This window comes from Streptomyces sp. ATexAB-D23 (assembly GCF_000373645.1).
Classification (GTDB): domain Bacteria; phylum Actinomycetota; class Actinomycetes; order Streptomycetales; family Streptomycetaceae; genus Streptomyces; species Streptomyces castrisilvae.
Window position 1 is genome coordinate 224,158 of the sequence record NZ_KB892013.1, and the last position, 16,517, is coordinate 240,674.

Genomic DNA, 16,517 nt, shown 5'->3' on the forward strand with positions numbered 1-16,517 from the left:
CGGGCAGGTCCGGGGCCCGAACAGCACAGCCAGCAGGAGAAGGCGAGTCGGTAGAACCGTGACGACGTCCATCGAAGGCAGGATCGCCGAGGAACTCGGCGTACGCGAGCGGCAGGTGAAGGCGGCCGTCGAGCTGCTCGACGGCGGGTCGACCGTGCCGTTCATCGCCCGCTACCGCAAGGAAGCGACCGAGATGCTCGACGACGCGCAGCTGCGCACGCTTGAGGAGCGGCTGCGGTATCTGCGCGAACTGGAGGACCGCCGGGCGGCGGTCCTCGAATCCGTACGGGAGCAGGGCAAGCTCGACGCCGCGCTGGAGGCGCGCATCCGGGCCGCCGACACCAAGGCGCGTCTTGAGGACATCTACCTGCCGTTCAAGCCGAAGCGGCGGACGAAGGCGCAGATCGCCCGGGAGGCCGGTCTCGAACCGCTCGCCTCGGGCCTGCTGGACGACCCCTCGGTGGACCCGCTCGCCGCGGCAGCGGCCTTCGTGGACGCGGACAAGGGCGTCGCGGACGCGGCGGCTGCCCTGGAGGGGGCCCGCGCCATCCTCACCGAGCGCTTCTCGGAGGACGCGGACCTGATCGGCGAGCTGCGCGAGCGCATGTGGTCGCGCGGGCGGCTGGTGGCCCGGGTGCGGGACGGCAAGGAGGAGGCGGGCGCCAAGTTCGCGGACTACTTCGACTTCGCCGAGCCGTTCACCGCGCTGCCCTCGCACCGGGTGCTGGCGATGCTCCGGGGCGAGAAGGAGGACGTGCTCGACCTGGTCCTGGAGCCCGAGGAGCCGTCCGATGCGCCCGGCCCGTCCGGTTACGAGAACATGGTGGCCCGGCGCTTCGGCGTCAACGACCGGGGGCGCCCCGGCGACAAGTGGCTCGCCGACACCGTCCGCTGGGCCTGGCGGACCCGCATCCTGGTGCACCTCGGCATCGACCTGCGGCTGCGGCTGCGCACGGCGGCGGAGGACGAGGCGGTACGCGTCTTCGCGTCGAACCTGCGCGATCTGCTGCTCGCCGCGCCGGCCGGGACCAGGGCCACGCTGGGGCTCGACCCCGGTTTCCGTACCGGGGTGAAGGTCGCCGTCGTGGACGCGACGGGCAAGGTCGTCGCGACCGATGTCATCCACCCGCACGTCCCGGCCAACAAGTGGGACCAGTCGCTGGCGACGCTGGAGCGGCTGGCGCGGGAGCACCACGTCGACCTGATCGCCATCGGCAACGGCACGGCGTCCCGCGAGACGGACAAGCTCGCCGGCGAGCTGTGCGAGAAACACCCGGAGCTGAAGCTCACCAAGGTGATGGTGTCGGAGGCGGGCGCCTCCGTGTACTCGGCCTCCGCCTTCGCCTCGCAGGAACTCCCCGACATGGACGTGTCGTTGCGCGGCGCCGTGTCGATCGCGCGCCGGCTCCAGGACCCGCTGGCCGAGCTGGTGAAGATCGACCCGAAGTCGATCGGCGTCGGGCAGTACCAGCACGACCTGTCCGAGGTGAAGCTCTCACGGTCGCTCGACGCGGTCGTCGAGGACTGTGTGAACGGGGTCGGCGTCGACGTCAACACCGCATCGGCGCCGCTGCTTTCGCGCGTGTCCGGCATCGGCGCCGGGCTCGCGGAGAACATCGTCGCGCACCGCGACACCAACGGCCCGTTCCGCTCCCGCAAGAGCCTCAAGGACGTGGCGCGGCTGGGCCCGAAGGCGTACGAGCAGTGCGCGGGCTTCCTGCGCATCCGGGGCGACGATCCGCTGGACGCCTCCAGCGTGCACCCCGAGGCGTACCCGGTGGTGCGGGCGATGGTGAAGCGGACGGGCGGTGACGTGGCCGCGCTGATCGGCAACACGGACGTGCTGCGGTCGCTGCGGGCGGACGACTTCGTCTCCGAGAAGTTCGGGCTGCCGACGGTCGGCGACATCCTGAAGGAGCTGGAGAAGCCGGGCCGCGACCCGCGTCCCGCCTTCAAGACGGCCACCTTCAAGGAGGGCGTCGAGAAGATCGGCGATCTGGTGGCCGGGATGGTGCTGGAGGGCGTCGTGACGAACGTCGCCGCGTTCGGCGCGTTCGTGGACGTCGGCGTGCATCAGGACGGGCTCGTGCATGTGTCCGCGATGTCCCGGACGTTCGTGAAGGACCCGCGCGATGTCGTGAAGCCGGGTGATGTGGTCCGGGTCAAGGTGATGGAGGTCGACATTCCGCGGAAGCGGATCTCGTTGACGCTGCGGTTGGACGACGAGGTGGGTGCGGGCTCGGGCGCCCGGGGCGGCGGTGCAAGTGCGGCCGGTGGCCGCGGTGCGGGTGCGGCCGGTGGCCGCGGTGTGTCCTCGGGGGGTGAGCCTGGCGGGCGGCCGCCACGGCCCCGGCAGGGAGGCGGTGGCGGTGGCGGTGGCCGTGGTGGCGGTTCGTCGTCGCGTGGTGCGGGGGGCGGGCGGCAGGCGCCTGCCGCGGCTCCGGCGAACGGGGCGATGGCGGACGCGTTGCGGAGGGCGGGGTTGTTGAAGGGGGACGGGGGGCGGTAGTCCGCCGGGGTGGGGTGGGGTGGGGTGGGTCGCCTGCGGCGGGCCCTGTCCCCTNCCCGCCCCTTCCCGTAACCGGGGCTCCGCCCCGGACCCCGCTCCTCAAACGCCGGAGGGGCTGGGGATTTCGGGGCTGAGGTCGGGGCCGTCCGCCACCACGTGGCCCCGGTGCAGCACCGTTCGGTCGTTGCCGCGGTCCATCACCGCCGACGTCACCGTCTCGCCCGCCACCAGCAGCAGGTCCGCCCTCGCGCCCGGCGTCAGACCGGGGCGGTCCGTGGTGGAGGTCAGGCGGGCGGGGCCGTTCCGGAGGATCGAGGCGCCGCCCATGGTGGCCACGGCCACGCAGTGTTCGATCAGCTCGTCGGCGCGGTAACCGTTGGTGAAGGCGAGCTGCCAGGTGCGGTCCAGCATGTCGCCGTTGCCGTACGGCGACCAGAAGTCCCGCTGGCCGTCCTCGCCGAGCCCCACCCGGACACCGGCCGCGGTCAGGCCCGTCAGGGGCAGCGCGTGGTGCCGGGCCGGGGCGACGGTCGCCATCGCGATGTCCAGCTCGGCGAACTCCTCGATCAGGCGGCGGGTGGTCGCCTCGTCCACGGAGCCCAGGTCGTAGGCGTGCGAGAGGGTCACCTGACCGGCCATGTCCAGGGCGCGCACCCGTTCCAGGATCAGGTCGACGCTGAACACCCCGAGCGCGCCCGGCTCGTGGAGGTGGATGTCGACCGGGGCCCGGTGGCGCTCGGCCAGGCCGAAGACGATGTCGAGGTGGCGTACGGGGTCGCGGTCCAGGGTGCACGGATCGATGCCGCCGACGACGGCAGCGCCCGAGGACAGCGCGCGGTCCATCAGCTCCGGTACGCCCTTCTCCCTGAGCAGGCCGGCCTGCGGGAAGGCCATGATCTCGACCTCGCACCGCCCGGCGTGCGCCTCCTTGGCCGCGAGGACGCCCTCGAAGCGCTCAAGACCGCAGTCCGCGTCGATCTGGGCGTAGCTGCGGACACGAGTGGTGCCGCACTCGATCATGCGGCCCAGGGTGTACGTGGCCCGCTCGGCCACGCTCCACTCGTCCTCGCGCCAGTGCGCGCGGTCGTTCAGCATCATCCCCCAGACGCCGGGGGCGCCCGTGTGCGGGCGGAAGGGCAGCCCCATGCGGGTGGAGTCCAGGTGGCAGTGGACGTCGGAGAAGGACGGCAGGACCAGCCGTCCCCGGCCGGCCACCGTGTCCCCGTGGTGGGTGCGGGCCGGGTCGTGCGGGGTGACCGCGGTGATCACCCCGTCCTCGATCGTGAGGTCGCTCGGCTCCCCGCCCCACGGGCGGACGTCTCTGATCAGCATGCGGCGCGTCTCCTCGGTGGTTCGTGTGGCGTGGTGTGGTGCGCAAGCGGCCGGCCGCCCGGCACGCTCGGTCTACTCGGCCGGAAGCACTCCGGCCAGGGTCGCCAGGGAGGGACCCCTGCCCCGTTCGATGTGTGCGTAGGAGAGGGCGGCGGCCAGTTCGGGCTTGCCCGCGTGGATCGCGGCGCAGATGTCCTGGTGTTCGGCGCACTGGACACGCGGGTCGCGGCCCCCGGTGAGGGTGAACAGCCACTGCACCAGGCCGAGCGAGGGCTGCAGCGCGTCCCGGAGCAGCCGGTTGCCGGTCATCGCGACGATCTCCGCGTGCAGGGCGGTGTTCGCGGCCGGGATCTCGTCGGCGTCACCGCGCCGGGTGGCGTCCTGTGCCGCCGCCATGAGGGTTCGCAGCCGGTCGCCGTCTCCCCCTGCGGCGCACGCCTCCGCCGCCCTGCGGGCGGCGAACACCTCAAGGCTGAGGCGGAGGTCGAAGAGTTCGGCGACGTCCCGCAGCGAGAGGTCCCGCACGGAGGCGCCCCGGCGCGGCGAGAGCACGACCAGGCCCTCGCCGGTCAGCCGGGTCAGGGCCTCGCGGACGGGGATGCGGGAGAAGCCCAGGCGCTCCGACAGCTCGCGCTCACGCAGCCGTGAGCCCGGCGGGTGGGCGCCGGACAGGATGCCCGCCCGGATCGCCCGCTCCGCGTGGTCGGCGTGGGAGGCCCCGGGGCCGGGCGCGTCGGTCATCGTGCGGTCTCCTTGATCGGGCCGGAGGTGGAGAAGGCCGGAACAAGGCGACGGTAGCACTTGGTATGCCAAGTGCTACCGCCCCGGGTGTTCGATCAGGGTTTACCGGAGCGAGTCGGGGGGCGGGCCGCTCTTTGGCATACCAACATGGGTCGGGGCTCTCAGGCCTCTGTCACCCTGCCGTCCTCGACCTCGATCCGGCGGGTCGTGCGGACCGCCTCCAGCATCCGGCGGTCGTGTGTGACCAGCAGCAGGGTTCCGGCGTAGGAGTCGAGCGCCGATTCCAGCTGCTCGATCGCCGGCAGGTCCAGGTGGTTCGTGGGCTCGTCCAGGACCAGGAGGTTGACGCCCCGGCCCTGGAGCAGTGCGAGCGCCGCCCGGGTGCGTTCGCCCGGGGAGAGGGTGGTGGCGGGGCGCATGACGTGGTCGGCGCGCAGGCCGAACTTGGCGAGGAGGGTGCGGACGTCGGCCGGTTCCGTCTCGGGGACCGCCGCGCAGAACGCCTCCAGGAGGGACTCCGAGCCGTGGAACAGCTTGCGCGCCTGGTCCACCTCGCCGACGACCACCCCGGACCCGAGGCTCGCGTGCCCGGAGTCCAGCGGGAGGCGGCCGAGCAGCGCGGCCAGCAGGGTCGACTTCCCGGAGCCGTTGGCGCCGGTGATGGCGACCCGGTCCGCCCAGTCGATCTGGAGCGAGGCCGGACCGAACACGAAGTCGCCGCGCACGGCCCGCGCCTCGCGCAGGGTGGCGACGACCGAGCCGGAGCGGGGCGCGGAGCCGATCTCCATGCGCAGCTCCCACTCCTTGCGCGGCTCGTCCACCACGTCGAGCCGCTCGATCATGCGCTGGGTCTGCCGGGCCTTCGCGGCCTGCTTCTCGCTCGACTCGCTGCGGAACTTGCGGCCGATCTTGTCGGAGTCGGTGGCCTTGCGGCGGGCGTTCTTGACGCCCTTGTCCATCCAGGAGCGCTGCATCAGTGCGCGGCCCTCCAGCGCCGAGCGCTTGTCGGAGTACTCCTCGTACTCCTCGCGCGCGTGCCGGCGGGCGCGTTCGCGTTCCTCCAGGTAGGCCGCGTAGCCACCGCCGTACAGGTTGATCTGCTGCTGGGCCAGGTCGAGTTCGAGGACCTTGGTCACCGTGCGCATGAGGAACTCGCGGTCGTGGCTGATGACGACGGTGCCGGAGCGCAGCCCCGAGACGTACTTCTCCAGGCGCTCCAGACCGTCCAGGTCCAGGTCGTTGGTGGGCTCGTCGAGCAGGAAGACGTCGTAGCGCGACAGGAGCAGCGAGGCGAGTCCGGCGCGGGCGGCCTGGCCGCCGGAGAGCGCGGTCATCGGCAGGTCGAGCCCGACGGTCAGGCCGAGTTCGGCCGCGGTCTCCTCAGCGCGCTCGTCCAGGTCCGCGCCGCCCAGTGCGAGCCAGCGCTCCAGCGACTCGGAGTACGCGTCGTCCGCGCCGGGGGCTCCGTCGACCAGGGCCTGCGTGGCGGTGTCCATGGCGGTCTGGGCCTCGGCGACGCCGGTACGGCGGGCCAGGAACTCCCGTACGGTCTCGCCGGGGCGCCGCTCGGGCTCCTGGGGCAGATGGCCGACGGTGGCGGTGGGCGGGGAGAGCCGGAGCTCGCCCTCCTCCGGCTGGTCGAGCCCGGCGAGCAGCCGCAACAGCGACGATTTTCCGGCACCGTTGGCTCCGACGAGACCGATCACGTCACCGGGGGCGACCACGAGGTCGAGCCCGGCGAACAGCGTGCGGTCGCCGTGTCCGGCGGCGAGGTCCTTGGCGACGAGAGTGGCAGTCATCAGGGTGCCGATCCTAATCGGCGCGACAGGGCCCCGGAGACGGCCGGGGCGGCCGGCGGGAGACTCCCGGGCAGCCCTTAGAGTGCGGCCGAGGACGCGCACCCGGAGGCGAAGGGCGGAGCAGCGGTGTCGGACGTGATCGTGGTGGGCGGCGGGGTCAGCGGGCTGACCACGGCGATGGTGCTGACCGGGCGAGGACACCGGGTGCGGGTATGGTCCCGGGAACCGGCCGGCGACACGACATCGGCGGTGGCGGGGGCCCTGTGGTGGCCCTACCGGATCGAGCCGCTGGACCGGGTCGGCGACTGGTCGCTGACCGGGCTGCGCTGGTACGAGGAGCTGGCCGCCCGCCCGGAGGAGACCGGTGTGCGGCTGGTCGACGGCCTGCACCGGGGCGAGCGCCTCGCCGCTCTCGGGCCGTGGGCCGGGGAGCTGAAGGGCGCTGCGGAGAGCCCCGAGGGGCTGCGCTGCCGGCTGCCGCTGATCGACATGCCGGCCCATCTGGAGTGGCTGGAGGGGCAGGTCCGGGCCGCCGGGGGGTCGGTCGAGCGGCGCACGGCGTCCTCGTTCGGCGAGGCGGCCGCCGAGGCGGGGACGGTGGTCAACTGCGCCGGGCTCGGCGCCCGCGAGCTGGTGCCCGACGCCGGGGTGCGGCCCGTGCGCGGGCAGTTGGTGCTGGTGGAGAACCCGGGCGTACGGGAGTGGTTCACCGAGGCCGGTCCGGCGTCGAGCGAGACCACCTACTTCTTCCCGCAGCCCGGCCGGCTGGTCCTCGGCGGCACGGCGGTGGCCGACGACTGGAGCACCGTGCCCGACCCCCGTACGGCCGAGGAGATCGTGGCCCGGTGCGCCCGGGTCCGGCCTGAGATCGCCGGGGCGCGGGTCATCGGGCACCGCGTGGGGCTGCGGCCGGCCCGGGACGCCGGGGTCCGTATCGAGGCCGAGACCCTGGCCGGGGGCGCGCGGCTGGTGCACAACTACGGCCACGGCGGCGCGGGGGTGACGGTGGCCCTGGGCTGCGCCCGGGAGGCGGCGCGGCTGGTGGACTGAGCGGCCGGCGGCGCGGCCCCGCGCGGCCCGCTTCCGCGCCCGCGCCGGGTCGCACGGGCAGCCGGCCGGTCAGGCGGGGCTGGAGCCGCCGGGCCGGTCGTGGCGTTCGGTGGTGATCTGGCTGCCGCCGGGGCCGATCCGGATCTCGAAGTCGCCGTCGTACTTGGCGTGCCCCTCGATGACCGCGGACTCGACGGCCTCCACGCCGAACTCGCGGCGGACGATCAGCGGGTCGTGGCGGAGGTCCCGCATGAGGGCGACGCACATGCCGATCATCACCAGGGTGAAGGGCGCCGCCACCAGGATGGTCAGGTTCTGGAGTCCCGCCAGCGCGTCGCCCTTGCCGTTCCCGATCAGCAGCATGATGGCGGCCACCGCGCCGGTGACGACACCCCAGAAGATGACGACCCACCGGGCGGGTTCGAGGATGCCCTTCTGGGAGAGGGTGCCCATCACGATCGACGCGGCGTCCGCGCCCGAGACGAAGAAGATGCCGACGAGGACCATCACCAGCACGCTCATCACACTGGCGAGGGGGAACTGCTGCAGTACGCCGAAGAGCTGGGCCTCCTGGGTGTCGGCCCCGCTCAGCTTGCCGGCCTCCTGGAGATTGATCGCGGTGCCGCCGAAGACGGCGAACCAGATCAGGCTCACCGTGCTGGGCACCAGGATGACGCCGCCGATGAACTGCCGGATGGTCCTGCCGCGGCTGATCCGCGCGATGAACATGCCGACGAAGGGCGTCCAGGAGATCCACCAGGCCCAGTAGAAGACGGTCCAGCTGCCGAGCCAGTCCGCGACCTTGCCCTCGCCGGTCGCCTCGGTGCGGCCGGCCAGTTGCGGCAGGTCACCGAAGTAGGCGGCGATCGAGGTGGGCAGCAGGTCGAGCACGATGATGGTGGGGCCCGCGATGAACACGAAGACGGCCAGGATCAGTGCGAGCACCATGTTGATGTTCGACAGCCACTGGATGCCCTTCTCCACGCCGGAGACCGCGGAGGCGATGAAGGCCATCGTCAGCACGGCGATGATCAGGACGAGAAGGCCGGTGCCGGTCTTCTCCATCCAGTTCAGCTCGTGGAATCCGCTCCCGATCTGGAGGGCCCCGAGTCCCAGTGAGGCGGCCGAGCCGAAGAGCGTCGCGAAGATGGCCAGGATGTCGATGAACCTGCCGAGACCGCCGTGGGCGTGGCGGGGGCCGATGAGCGGCTCGAAGACCGCGCTGATCGTCTGCCGCCTGCGGCGCCGGAAGGTGCTGTACGCGATGGCCAGGCCGACCACCGCGTAGATCGCCCACGGGTGGAGCGTCCAGTGGAACAGGGTGGTGGCCATCGCCGTCTGCATCGCGTCGGCGGCGTCGGCGGGGTGGGTGCCGGGGGGCGGGTCGGTGAAGTGGGCCAGCGGCTCGCTGACCCCGTAGAACATCAGACCGATGCCCATGCCGGCGCTGAACATCATGGCGACCCAGGAGACGGTCCGGAATTCCGGCTCCTCGCCCTCCTGGCCGAGGGTGATGTTGCCGTACCGGCTGACGGCCAGCCACAGGGCGAAGACCACGAATCCGGAGGCGGCCAGCATGAAGCCCCAACCACCGTTGTGGATGAGTCCGTTGAGGGCCTTGTCGGAGACATCCTCCAGCGAGTCGGTGCCGACGGCGCCCCAGACCACGAAGGCGAGAGTGAGGCAGGCGGTCACTCCGAACACCACCCGGTCGGTGACGGGGCGCCGGTTCTGGGTCGGGTCGCCCGGCAGATCCGCCGTCACCGGCCGATCCCCCCTGCCGCCCGTTCTCTGATCGTCCTGATCGTCCTGCGACACGAATGGCACCTTTCCACGGAAACAGACAATTCGCTCTCCGTAGGCAGTACCACATGAAATGCCCAACTTTCAGCATCAACAAGCTGTATCGGGTTGCCCTTTTGTGAGGTGATATGCCGCCCGCGCGTCCAGGAGGAGCGGGATCAGGCTCCGGGCGGGCTGCCGAAGGGGCACGTACACCCCGTCGCCGTCGGGCCGGGAGGTGACGCCGTGCAGGGTGAGTTCATCCCCGACCCGGGCGTACTGCTCACGGGTGAGCCGGTAACCGCAGGGCGGGTCGTCCGGCGTCCCGCCCGGCTCCGGGGCCTCCCCGACCGCCCCGCCGAGGTGAACGGGCCCGCGGTCGGAGAGTCCGGCCGCACGGGAGGCCGCGGTGGCGGCGACGATGCTCCCGCGCCGCTCGTCGGCGTAGCGCAAGAGCGCCTTGAGCACGGTGAGTTGCGAGGTCACGCGGCGGCGGTTGCCGAGGGCGGCATCGGCGCGCTCGGGCGCGCTGAGCGCGTCCGTACGGGATTCGGCCAGCAGTCCGACCGCGTGCTTGAGGCCGGTGATGTTGCGCAGGATGCGTTCCTGGCCGTCACCCCCGATCCGCTTGACCACCCTGCCGGTGTCGGGGTCCGTCCACTCGCCGTAGACACCGCTGCTGAATCCGGCGTCCAGCGCGGCGGGGCGCACCCACCGCTCGGCCAGGTCCCGCGCCTCGGTGTGCAGCCGGGCGGCGGTACCGGGGTTGCGCGGCCACAGGACGAACAGGTCCTTGTCGTAGTACGGCGCGGTCGCCCCGTACTCGTGCAGGTCCTCGATCACGTCGGGCTCGTGGTCGCGCAGTACGGCGGCGACGGCACGGGCCTCGGCGGTGCGCAGCGCGAGGTGGTCGCGGTTGATGTCCACGCCGTCCGCGTTGCCCCGGGTCCCGGCGGCCAGGCCGTCGGGGTTGGCGGTGGGCACGACGAGGATCTCGGTCCGGGCCAGAACGGCGCGGGTGCGCGCGTCGGTGGCGTACACGAGGTCGCGGACCGTGGTCAGGCAGGCCTCGCGTCCGGCGGGCTCGTCGCCGTGCTGGCCGCAGACCAGGAGGACGGTGAGCGCGTCCGGGTCGCGGCTGCCGACGCGGACCAGACGCAGCGGGCGCCCCTGCGCGGTGGTGCCGATCCGCCGCACGGCGACCCGGTCGCCGCGTCCGCCGAGGCCGGCGAGCAGGGCGGCCTCCTCGGCCTGCCCGGTCCAGCGGGCCCCGGCGGAGACCTCGAAGCCGGTACGGGGCGGGGCGGTGCGGGCGGCGTCCGACGGCACGGCGATCAGGGGGACGGCCAGGGCGGCGGACGCGGCCGCCAGTGCGAGATTGCGGACACGGCCGCGCCGGGGCGGCCGCCGTCCGCCGCCTGTCGGCGCGATCGGCATGGGCGGAAGATACTCCGGCCCGCGCTCACGGGACAGCCCTTAGGCTGGCGGGGTTCACGCCGGCCGGCCGGTCCCGGCTGCTTCCGGCCCCCTCCGCGCCCTTGAGGAGCGTCCCTTGCCCGGTCCGACCCCCGATGCCCCGCCTCCCGCGCGCCCCACACTGGAAGCGGTGGCGGCCCGCGCCGGAGTGTCCCGGGCGACGGCCTCCCGGGTGGTGAACGGCGGCGCGGGGGTCCGGCAGCCGCTCGTGGACCAGGTGCGCAAGGCGGTCGAGGAGCTGGGCTACATTCCGAACCATGCCGCCCGGACCCTGGTGACCCGGCGCAACGGCGCGGTGGCCGTCGTCATCGACGAACCCGAGGCCCGGATCTTCTCCGACCCGTTCTTCTCCCAGCACATCCGCGGCATCAGCCGTGAACTCAACGCCCACGACGCACAGTTGGTGCTCCTCCTGGTGGAGGGGCGGGGGGATTTCGAGCGGGTCAGCCGCTACCTGGCCGGCGGCCATGTCGACGGGGTGCTGGCTTTCTCCCTGCACACGGACGACGAACTCCCGGCTGTCATCCGCCGGTTCGGGGTCCCGGCCGTGTACGGGGGCAGACCGGGCCGGCCGGGTGCGGGGGCCGGACTCGCGGTGCCGTTCGTGGACTGCGACAACCGGGGCGGGGCCCGGGAGGCCGTACGCCATCTGGTGTCGCTCGGCCGCCGGCACATCGCGCACATCGCGGGCCCGCGCGACCAGACGTCGGCGCTCGACCGGATCGACGGCTACACCGACATCCTGCCCGACGCCGGCCCCGCGCTGGTCGCGGAGGGCGACTTCACGGTGGAGGGCGGCGCGCGGGCGATGGCCGAGCTGCTGGAGCGGCGGCCCGGTCTGGACGCCGTGTTCGCGGCCAACGACCTGATGGCATCGGGCGCGCTGCGGGTGCTGCGCGAGCGGGGCCGGCGCGTGCCCGAGGACGTGGCGCTGGTCGGCTTCGACGACATGGAGTCCGTCGCCGAGGCCACGGACCCGCCACTGACGACGGTCCGTCAGGATGTGGTGGGCATGGGGCGGTTGATGGTGCGGCTGCTGATGGAGCGGCTGAACGACAAGGGCGCGGGCCCGGAGTCGGTGATCACCCCGACGGAACTCGTCCACCGCGCCTCCGCCTGAGGTCCCGATTCTGCCCGGAACGCCCCGTCCGCGCGCTGCCCGGCAGGCCGCCCGCGCCCTGCGCGGCAGCCCCTCGGAAGTGCGCGCACGCGGTGTTGACGGAACCCGTGAAACAAGTCGATAGTATTTGTAACTTTGTCTCTCCGAATCCGATGGCTCGTCACACTCCTTGCCATTCAGGGGAGTTGCCTCGCATGCCCTCGACGGGGAGCCCGACACGGACAGGAGGGCGCACCATGGGCCGGTACAGCCGCCTGCGTGAGATCCGCCGGATGGATCCGACGCGGGATTACGCCGAGATCCTCCGGCTGATCTCTCAGTACGAGTTCCCCTGGGACTACCGCCAGGGCGTGAGCGTCGCGTTCCTGCGCGACTACGGCGTTCCCCGGATCTCCGTACTCCTGGACCGCACCCAGGAGTTCGAGCGCCACGGGCAGAAGCGGTACGACGACACGGTGCTGATCGCCTACGAGATGGCCGCCGACGGCTTCGACTCGGAGCGCGGGCGGGCCGCGGCCCGGCACCTCAACCGCATCCACGGCAAGTACCGCATCCCGAACGACGACTTCCGGTACGTCCTGGCGACGACGGTCGTGGGGCCGAAGCGCTGGATCGACCGGTACGGCTGGCGCCCGCTGTGCGCGCAGGAGGTGCAGGCGCTCGCGGAGACGGGGCGCAGGACCGGGGCGATGATGGGCATCGAGGACGTGCCCGACACCTACGAGGGGTTCGAGCGGCTCCTCGAAGCGTACGAGGAGCGCATGTTCGCGTACGACCCGGCGAACCGGCGGGTGGCCAGTGCCACGTTCCGGGTGATGGCGAGCTGGTATCCGCGCCCGCTGAGGCCGCTGATCGCGCGGTTCTCGCTGGCCCTGCTGGACGAGCCGCTGCTGAACGCGCTGGGGTTTGGGCCGCAGCCCCGCTGGGTGCGCTCCTCGGCGTCGGCGGCGCTGCGGCTGCGGGCGCGGTGCGTACGCAGGATGCCGGCCAGGCCGCGCCGCTTCCCCGCGCGGCCGCAGCCCCGTTCGTACCCCTTCGGCTGGCGGCTGGACGACCTCGGGCCGCACTGGGCCCGTAGCCGGCCCCTGGAACCGCTGCCGGACGAGGCGGCGTAGGGCGGGGCCTCAGGCGGCGAGCAGCGGGACCAGGCAGCGGCGGGCGAAGTCGCGTACCTGGGTGTCGTCGTCCAGTTCGAAGCAGCTGACGGGGTTGAGCAGGAAGGAGACCGTGATCCGCACCATCAGTTCGGCGACGGGGGTCGGGTCGCTCTCGGGCAGGCCCTCCAGGCGGCGGGCCTCGCGGAGCCGGCCCGCCAGGTAGCCGCGGATCGCGAGGAAGGCGGGCCCGCTCTCCACGGTCAGGAAGGGCAGCATGGTCTCCGGCTCCAGCCGCAGCAGCCCGCCGATGAGCGGGTGCTCCCGGATGTGCCGCAGCACCGCGGCGAAGCCCTCGACCAGCCGGTCCTCCGTCGTGGGCAGCTCCGCCACGGCCTCGTCGACCTCCATGACGAACCGGCGGTACTCGCGCAGCAGACACGCCGAGACGAGGCTGTCCTTGTTGCCGATCCGCCGGTACACGGTCACCCGTGAGACGCGGGCGCGTTTGGCGACGTCGTCCACGGTCGAGCGGCGCAGCCCGAAGGTCATGAACTGCTCACGCGCGGCGTCCAGGATCTGCTCGCCCAGCGCGTCGGAGGGCGCGGCCGCCCCGCCGAGCCCCGGGACCGCCGGCGTCTCCTCGGTGCCGCGTGCCGTCATGGGCCCTCCCCGTTCCGCCGGTCCGCCCCACGATAGGTGCCGGAACAGAGTGACACGCTCCGTATTCCTGTACCAGGCCGGGGCGGGACGGCCACCGGTTCCGGGTGGCCGCCCCGCCCCGGGGACGGACAGGCCCTAGTCGCAGGTCCCGGCGAACGTGCGGCGGGTCACCACATCGGTGGCCGCGGCGCTCGTGTCGAGCCAGGCGACGCGCTGGCCGTCACCGAGCGACGGGGCCAGCTGGGCACCGGAGGAGCAGGAGACCCGGCTGAACTCGTTGCGGCCGGCGAGCACGTCCTTGACGGTGGAGACCTGTACCTTGCCGGGGCCGCTCCAGGAGCCGAGCGCGCCCCAGAAGTCGAACGTGGAGTACGCGAAGTACTTCTCACTGACCGAGAACTGGGCGACGTACGTGCCCGTCGGGTAGGTCAGCTTCGCCGCCTGGGAGAGGTCGTTCAGCGGCGCCGAGACGAAGTTGGTGCTCGGGATCAGGAAGCCGCCGGTCTCACGCCAGAACACCCGGTCCGAGGTGAGCTGGATGTCGGAGACGTAGTCGAAGAGGAAGCCGACGATCCGCTTGGTCTGTGTGGTGCCCTTCGCGATGTCGTAGACGTACACATAGGTGCCGTCGCCGCCGGCCCAGGCGATCTTGCCGTGCTTCATCGTGAGCCGGGAGGCCTTGGTGCCGGCCTCCGGGGTCACGTTGACCGTCCTGCCGTTCGCCGTGCGGAGCATGACATCCTGCTCGCCGTCGGCGGTGGTGCTGATGTAGGCCAGTGCGCCGCGGTCGGTCACCGGCTCGGTCTCGTCCGCGTCCGGGCGGTCGACCAGCTTCTTGATCGCGCCCTGGCCCTTGTCACCGGCCCGGTAGATGCCGATGGAGCCGGCGGTGATGCGGGTGAAGACGATGCGGTCGTCGTCCAGCGACGGGTCCAGCAGGTAGGCGTCCTTCTGGGCCAGTTCGTGGGTCGGCTTCTTGTCGAAGCGGCCCACGGTGATCCCGAAGGCGGCGCTGCCCTGGTCCCAGGCGATGGCGTCGCCGTGGCTGATCGCGTAGACGTCGCCGTTGATCTGGGCGGCCTGTTCGTCGACCCCGCTGTAGACCTCGTAGGCGGGCAGGACGTCGGCACCGATGGTGGTTCCGTCGTGCGTGCCGCCCTTGTGCTCCCAGCCCTTCTCGATGCCGTGGGCGTCGAAGGCGTCGGCGATGGCGGCGAGGTCGCGCTTGGAGACGTGCAGGGACTTGGCGGCGAGGGTGACCGCGTTGCGCATGTCGGTGAAGCCGGACAGCGGGGTCAGGTAGTTCTGCGCGGACCGGTAGACGATCCGGTCGGCGAGTTGGGGGTCCATGTTCTTGCGCATGTCCCACAGCGCGCCGCCGACGATGGTGGAGTTGAAGTGCACCCCGCCGTTGTCGATGTCGAGCGGGATGGGCTCGTAGTCCTTCTGCGCGTCGCGTCCGTCGTTCAGGTCGCGCAGGGCGCAGTCCTCCAGCGGCTTGGTGCCGTTGCAGAGGTACTCACCGATGAGGCCGGACGTCGGGTCGCTCATCGCGATGCCCTTGTCCGCGGTCTCCATGGCGTTGCCGAAGTAGTCGGAGATCGCCTCGTTGAGGGCGCCGGACTGGTTGAGGTAGACGAGGCCCGCCGAGTGCTCGGTCACGCCGTGCGTCATCTCGTGGCCGACGACGTCCAGGCCGACGGAGAGCGGAACGCCGTCCATGTGGCCGTAGACCATCTTGGAGCCGTCCCAGAAGGCGTTGGCGTAGTCCCCGCCGTTCGCGGCGACGTTGACGACGGAGGTGATCGTGCCGCCCTTGCCGTCGACGCCGTCCCGGCCGATCTGCTCCTTGTAGTAGTCGTAGACCTTCACGGCGTTCAGGTGCGCGTCCACCGCGCCCGACGTGGTGTTCGCGCCGTCGAAGCGGGTGCTCGCCGAGGTGCCGAGCGGGATGTCGTCGGTGACCGGGCCGCCCGCGACGAGGGTGTACTCCTTGCGCTGCGCGTCGTACGTCCGGATCTGGCCGCCGGTGACCGGGTACATGGCCCGGGTCGAGTCGACGAGCGTGTACGAGCCGTCGGTCTCCTCGTTGATGCCGAGCGGTGCCTCGGTGCCGTCGACGCGGACACCGGTCCCCTGCGCGGGCGCGGCGTCGGCCGCGTCGATGTTGTTGTACGAGAGGGCGATGCCGCCGACCCGGGCGTCGACGTACACCTCCTGGCGCACCGGGCTGCCGTTCGCCAGGCCGCCGGTGACGGTGAAGTGCCAGGCCAGCCGGCCGCCGCGGGCGTCGGGCAGCACGGAGAGTCCGTGCGCCTGGGTCTTCGCGCCCTTCACCCCGGACAGCCCCTTGTCCAGGGTGAACATGCGCTGCTGCGCGGCGGCTTCGCTCACCTCGGGGGTGGTCGAGACCGTGAGGTCCGTGTAGAGGGTGCCGGTCGCGGAGGTGATCTGCTGGCCGCCGTCGGCCGCCCGCGTCTGCACCGCGTACTCGGCGCCGAAGACCGGGACCCCGTTGTGCCGCTGCTGGAAGCGCACCGAGGACTGGGTGCCTTCCTCGGTGGTCCGCACCGTCTTCAGATCGGAGACCGGGACCTGGTACGTGTCCTCGTGCGCCTTCAGATGGGCGCGGGCGGCCTCGGCCGGGGTGCCCCGGCGGGCGGACTTGTCCAGGCCCTGGGTCATCGCCGGGGCCACACTCACCGGGGCCGTCGCCTCCGGTGTCTCGGTGGCGTTGTCCGCCCAGGCCGGCGCGGCCAGGAGGGCCGCTCCGGTGGCGGCGGCGACCACCCCGGTCGCCAGTATTCGCAGCCCACTCGTTCGTCTCACAGGACCTCCCCATCGCACACCGTCGCCCGGGGCCGTCGGAGCGGCCCCGGGCGTTGACGTGCTGATCGTTCGTCATGGGGAGACGGGTGAACAGGGGATGACGCTGGCGCGAAAGCGCCGTG

11 protein-coding genes are annotated in these 16,517 nt (G+C 72.3%); 4 read left to right on the top strand and 7 right to left on the bottom strand.

Annotated elements, in window-relative coordinates; translation table 11 throughout:
* Window positions 1–58 precede the first annotated feature (58 nt).
* A complete protein-coding gene (locus tag B082_RS0114125) occupies window positions 59–2,509 on the top strand; it encodes a Tex family protein (protein WP_018552454.1) in 2,451 nt (816 codons plus the stop codon).
* Between the two features lie 99 nt (window positions 2,510–2,608).
* Here B082_RS0114125 and B082_RS0114130 read toward each other — a convergent pair whose 3' ends face one another.
* The 3 genes from B082_RS0114130 to B082_RS0114140 all read right to left on the bottom strand — a co-directional run bounded on the left by B082_RS0114130 (window position 2,609) and on the right by B082_RS0114140 (window position 6,381).
* Window positions 2,609–3,841 carry an amidohydrolase family protein gene (locus B082_RS0114130; RefSeq protein ID WP_018552455.1) on the bottom strand — a complete coding sequence of 411 codons (1,233 nt, stop codon included), beginning with the start codon at window positions 3,839–3,841 and terminating at the stop codon, window positions 2,609–2,611.
* Window positions 3,842–3,913: 72 nt separating this feature from the next.
* Complete coding sequence (locus B082_RS0114135) at window positions 3,914–4,582, bottom strand: GntR family transcriptional regulator (RefSeq protein WP_018552456.1); 669 nt, start codon at window positions 4,580–4,582, stop codon at window positions 3,914–3,916.
* A 161-nt stretch (window positions 4,583–4,743) separates the two neighbouring features.
* Complete coding sequence (locus B082_RS0114140; protein ID WP_018552457.1) at window positions 4,744–6,381, bottom strand: ABC-F family ATP-binding cassette domain-containing protein; 1,638 nt, start codon at window positions 6,379–6,381, stop codon at window positions 4,744–4,746.
* A gap of 126 nt (window positions 6,382–6,507) precedes the next feature.
* On the opposite strand from B082_RS0114140, the gene B082_RS0114145 reads away from it, so the two are divergent.
* A complete protein-coding gene (locus B082_RS0114145) occupies window positions 6,508–7,431 on the top strand; it encodes an FAD-dependent oxidoreductase (protein ID WP_018552458.1) in 924 nt (307 codons plus the stop codon).
* A 69-nt stretch (window positions 7,432–7,500) separates the two neighbouring features.
* Here B082_RS0114145 and B082_RS0114150 read toward each other — a convergent pair whose 3' ends face one another.
* Together B082_RS0114150 and B082_RS0114155 are read right to left on the bottom strand one after the other, a co-directional pair.
* Window positions 7,501–9,195, bottom strand: a complete 1,695-nt coding sequence (locus B082_RS0114150; protein ID WP_018552459.1) for a BCCT family transporter — start codon at window positions 9,193–9,195, stop codon at window positions 7,501–7,503.
* Between the two features lie 129 nt (window positions 9,196–9,324).
* On the bottom strand, window positions 9,325–10,650 hold the full coding sequence (locus tag B082_RS0114155) for a M14 family metallopeptidase (protein WP_018552460.1): 1,326 nt from the start codon (window positions 10,648–10,650) through the stop codon (window positions 9,325–9,327).
* Between the two features lie 115 nt (window positions 10,651–10,765).
* Here B082_RS0114155 and B082_RS0114160 point away from each other — a divergent pair, with 115 nt between their 5' ends.
* Both B082_RS0114160 and B082_RS0114165 read left to right on the top strand, forming a co-directional pair.
* Window positions 10,766–11,809 carry a LacI family DNA-binding transcriptional regulator gene (locus tag B082_RS0114160; RefSeq protein WP_026249782.1) on the top strand — a complete coding sequence of 348 codons (1,044 nt, stop codon included), beginning with the start codon at window positions 10,766–10,768 and terminating at the stop codon, window positions 11,807–11,809.
* Between the two features lie 236 nt (window positions 11,810–12,045).
* Window positions 12,046–12,924 (top strand): oxygenase MpaB family protein, encoded by an 879-nt coding sequence (locus B082_RS0114165; protein ID WP_018552462.1) that lies wholly within the window; start codon window positions 12,046–12,048, stop codon window positions 12,922–12,924.
* 9 nt (window positions 12,925–12,933) lie between these two features.
* Here the strand turns inward: B082_RS0114165 and B082_RS0114170 are convergent, their stop codons facing one another.
* Window positions 12,934–13,566, bottom strand: a complete 633-nt coding sequence (locus B082_RS0114170; protein WP_018552463.1) for a TetR/AcrR family transcriptional regulator — start codon at window positions 13,564–13,566, stop codon at window positions 12,934–12,936.
* Window positions 13,567–13,701: 135 nt separating this feature from the next.
* Window positions 13,702–16,395: a M4 family metallopeptidase gene (locus B082_RS36105; protein ID WP_158688871.1), complete on the bottom strand. Its 2,694-nt coding sequence runs from the start codon at window positions 16,393–16,395 to the stop codon at window positions 13,702–13,704.
* Window positions 16,396–16,517: the final 122 nt, after the last annotated feature.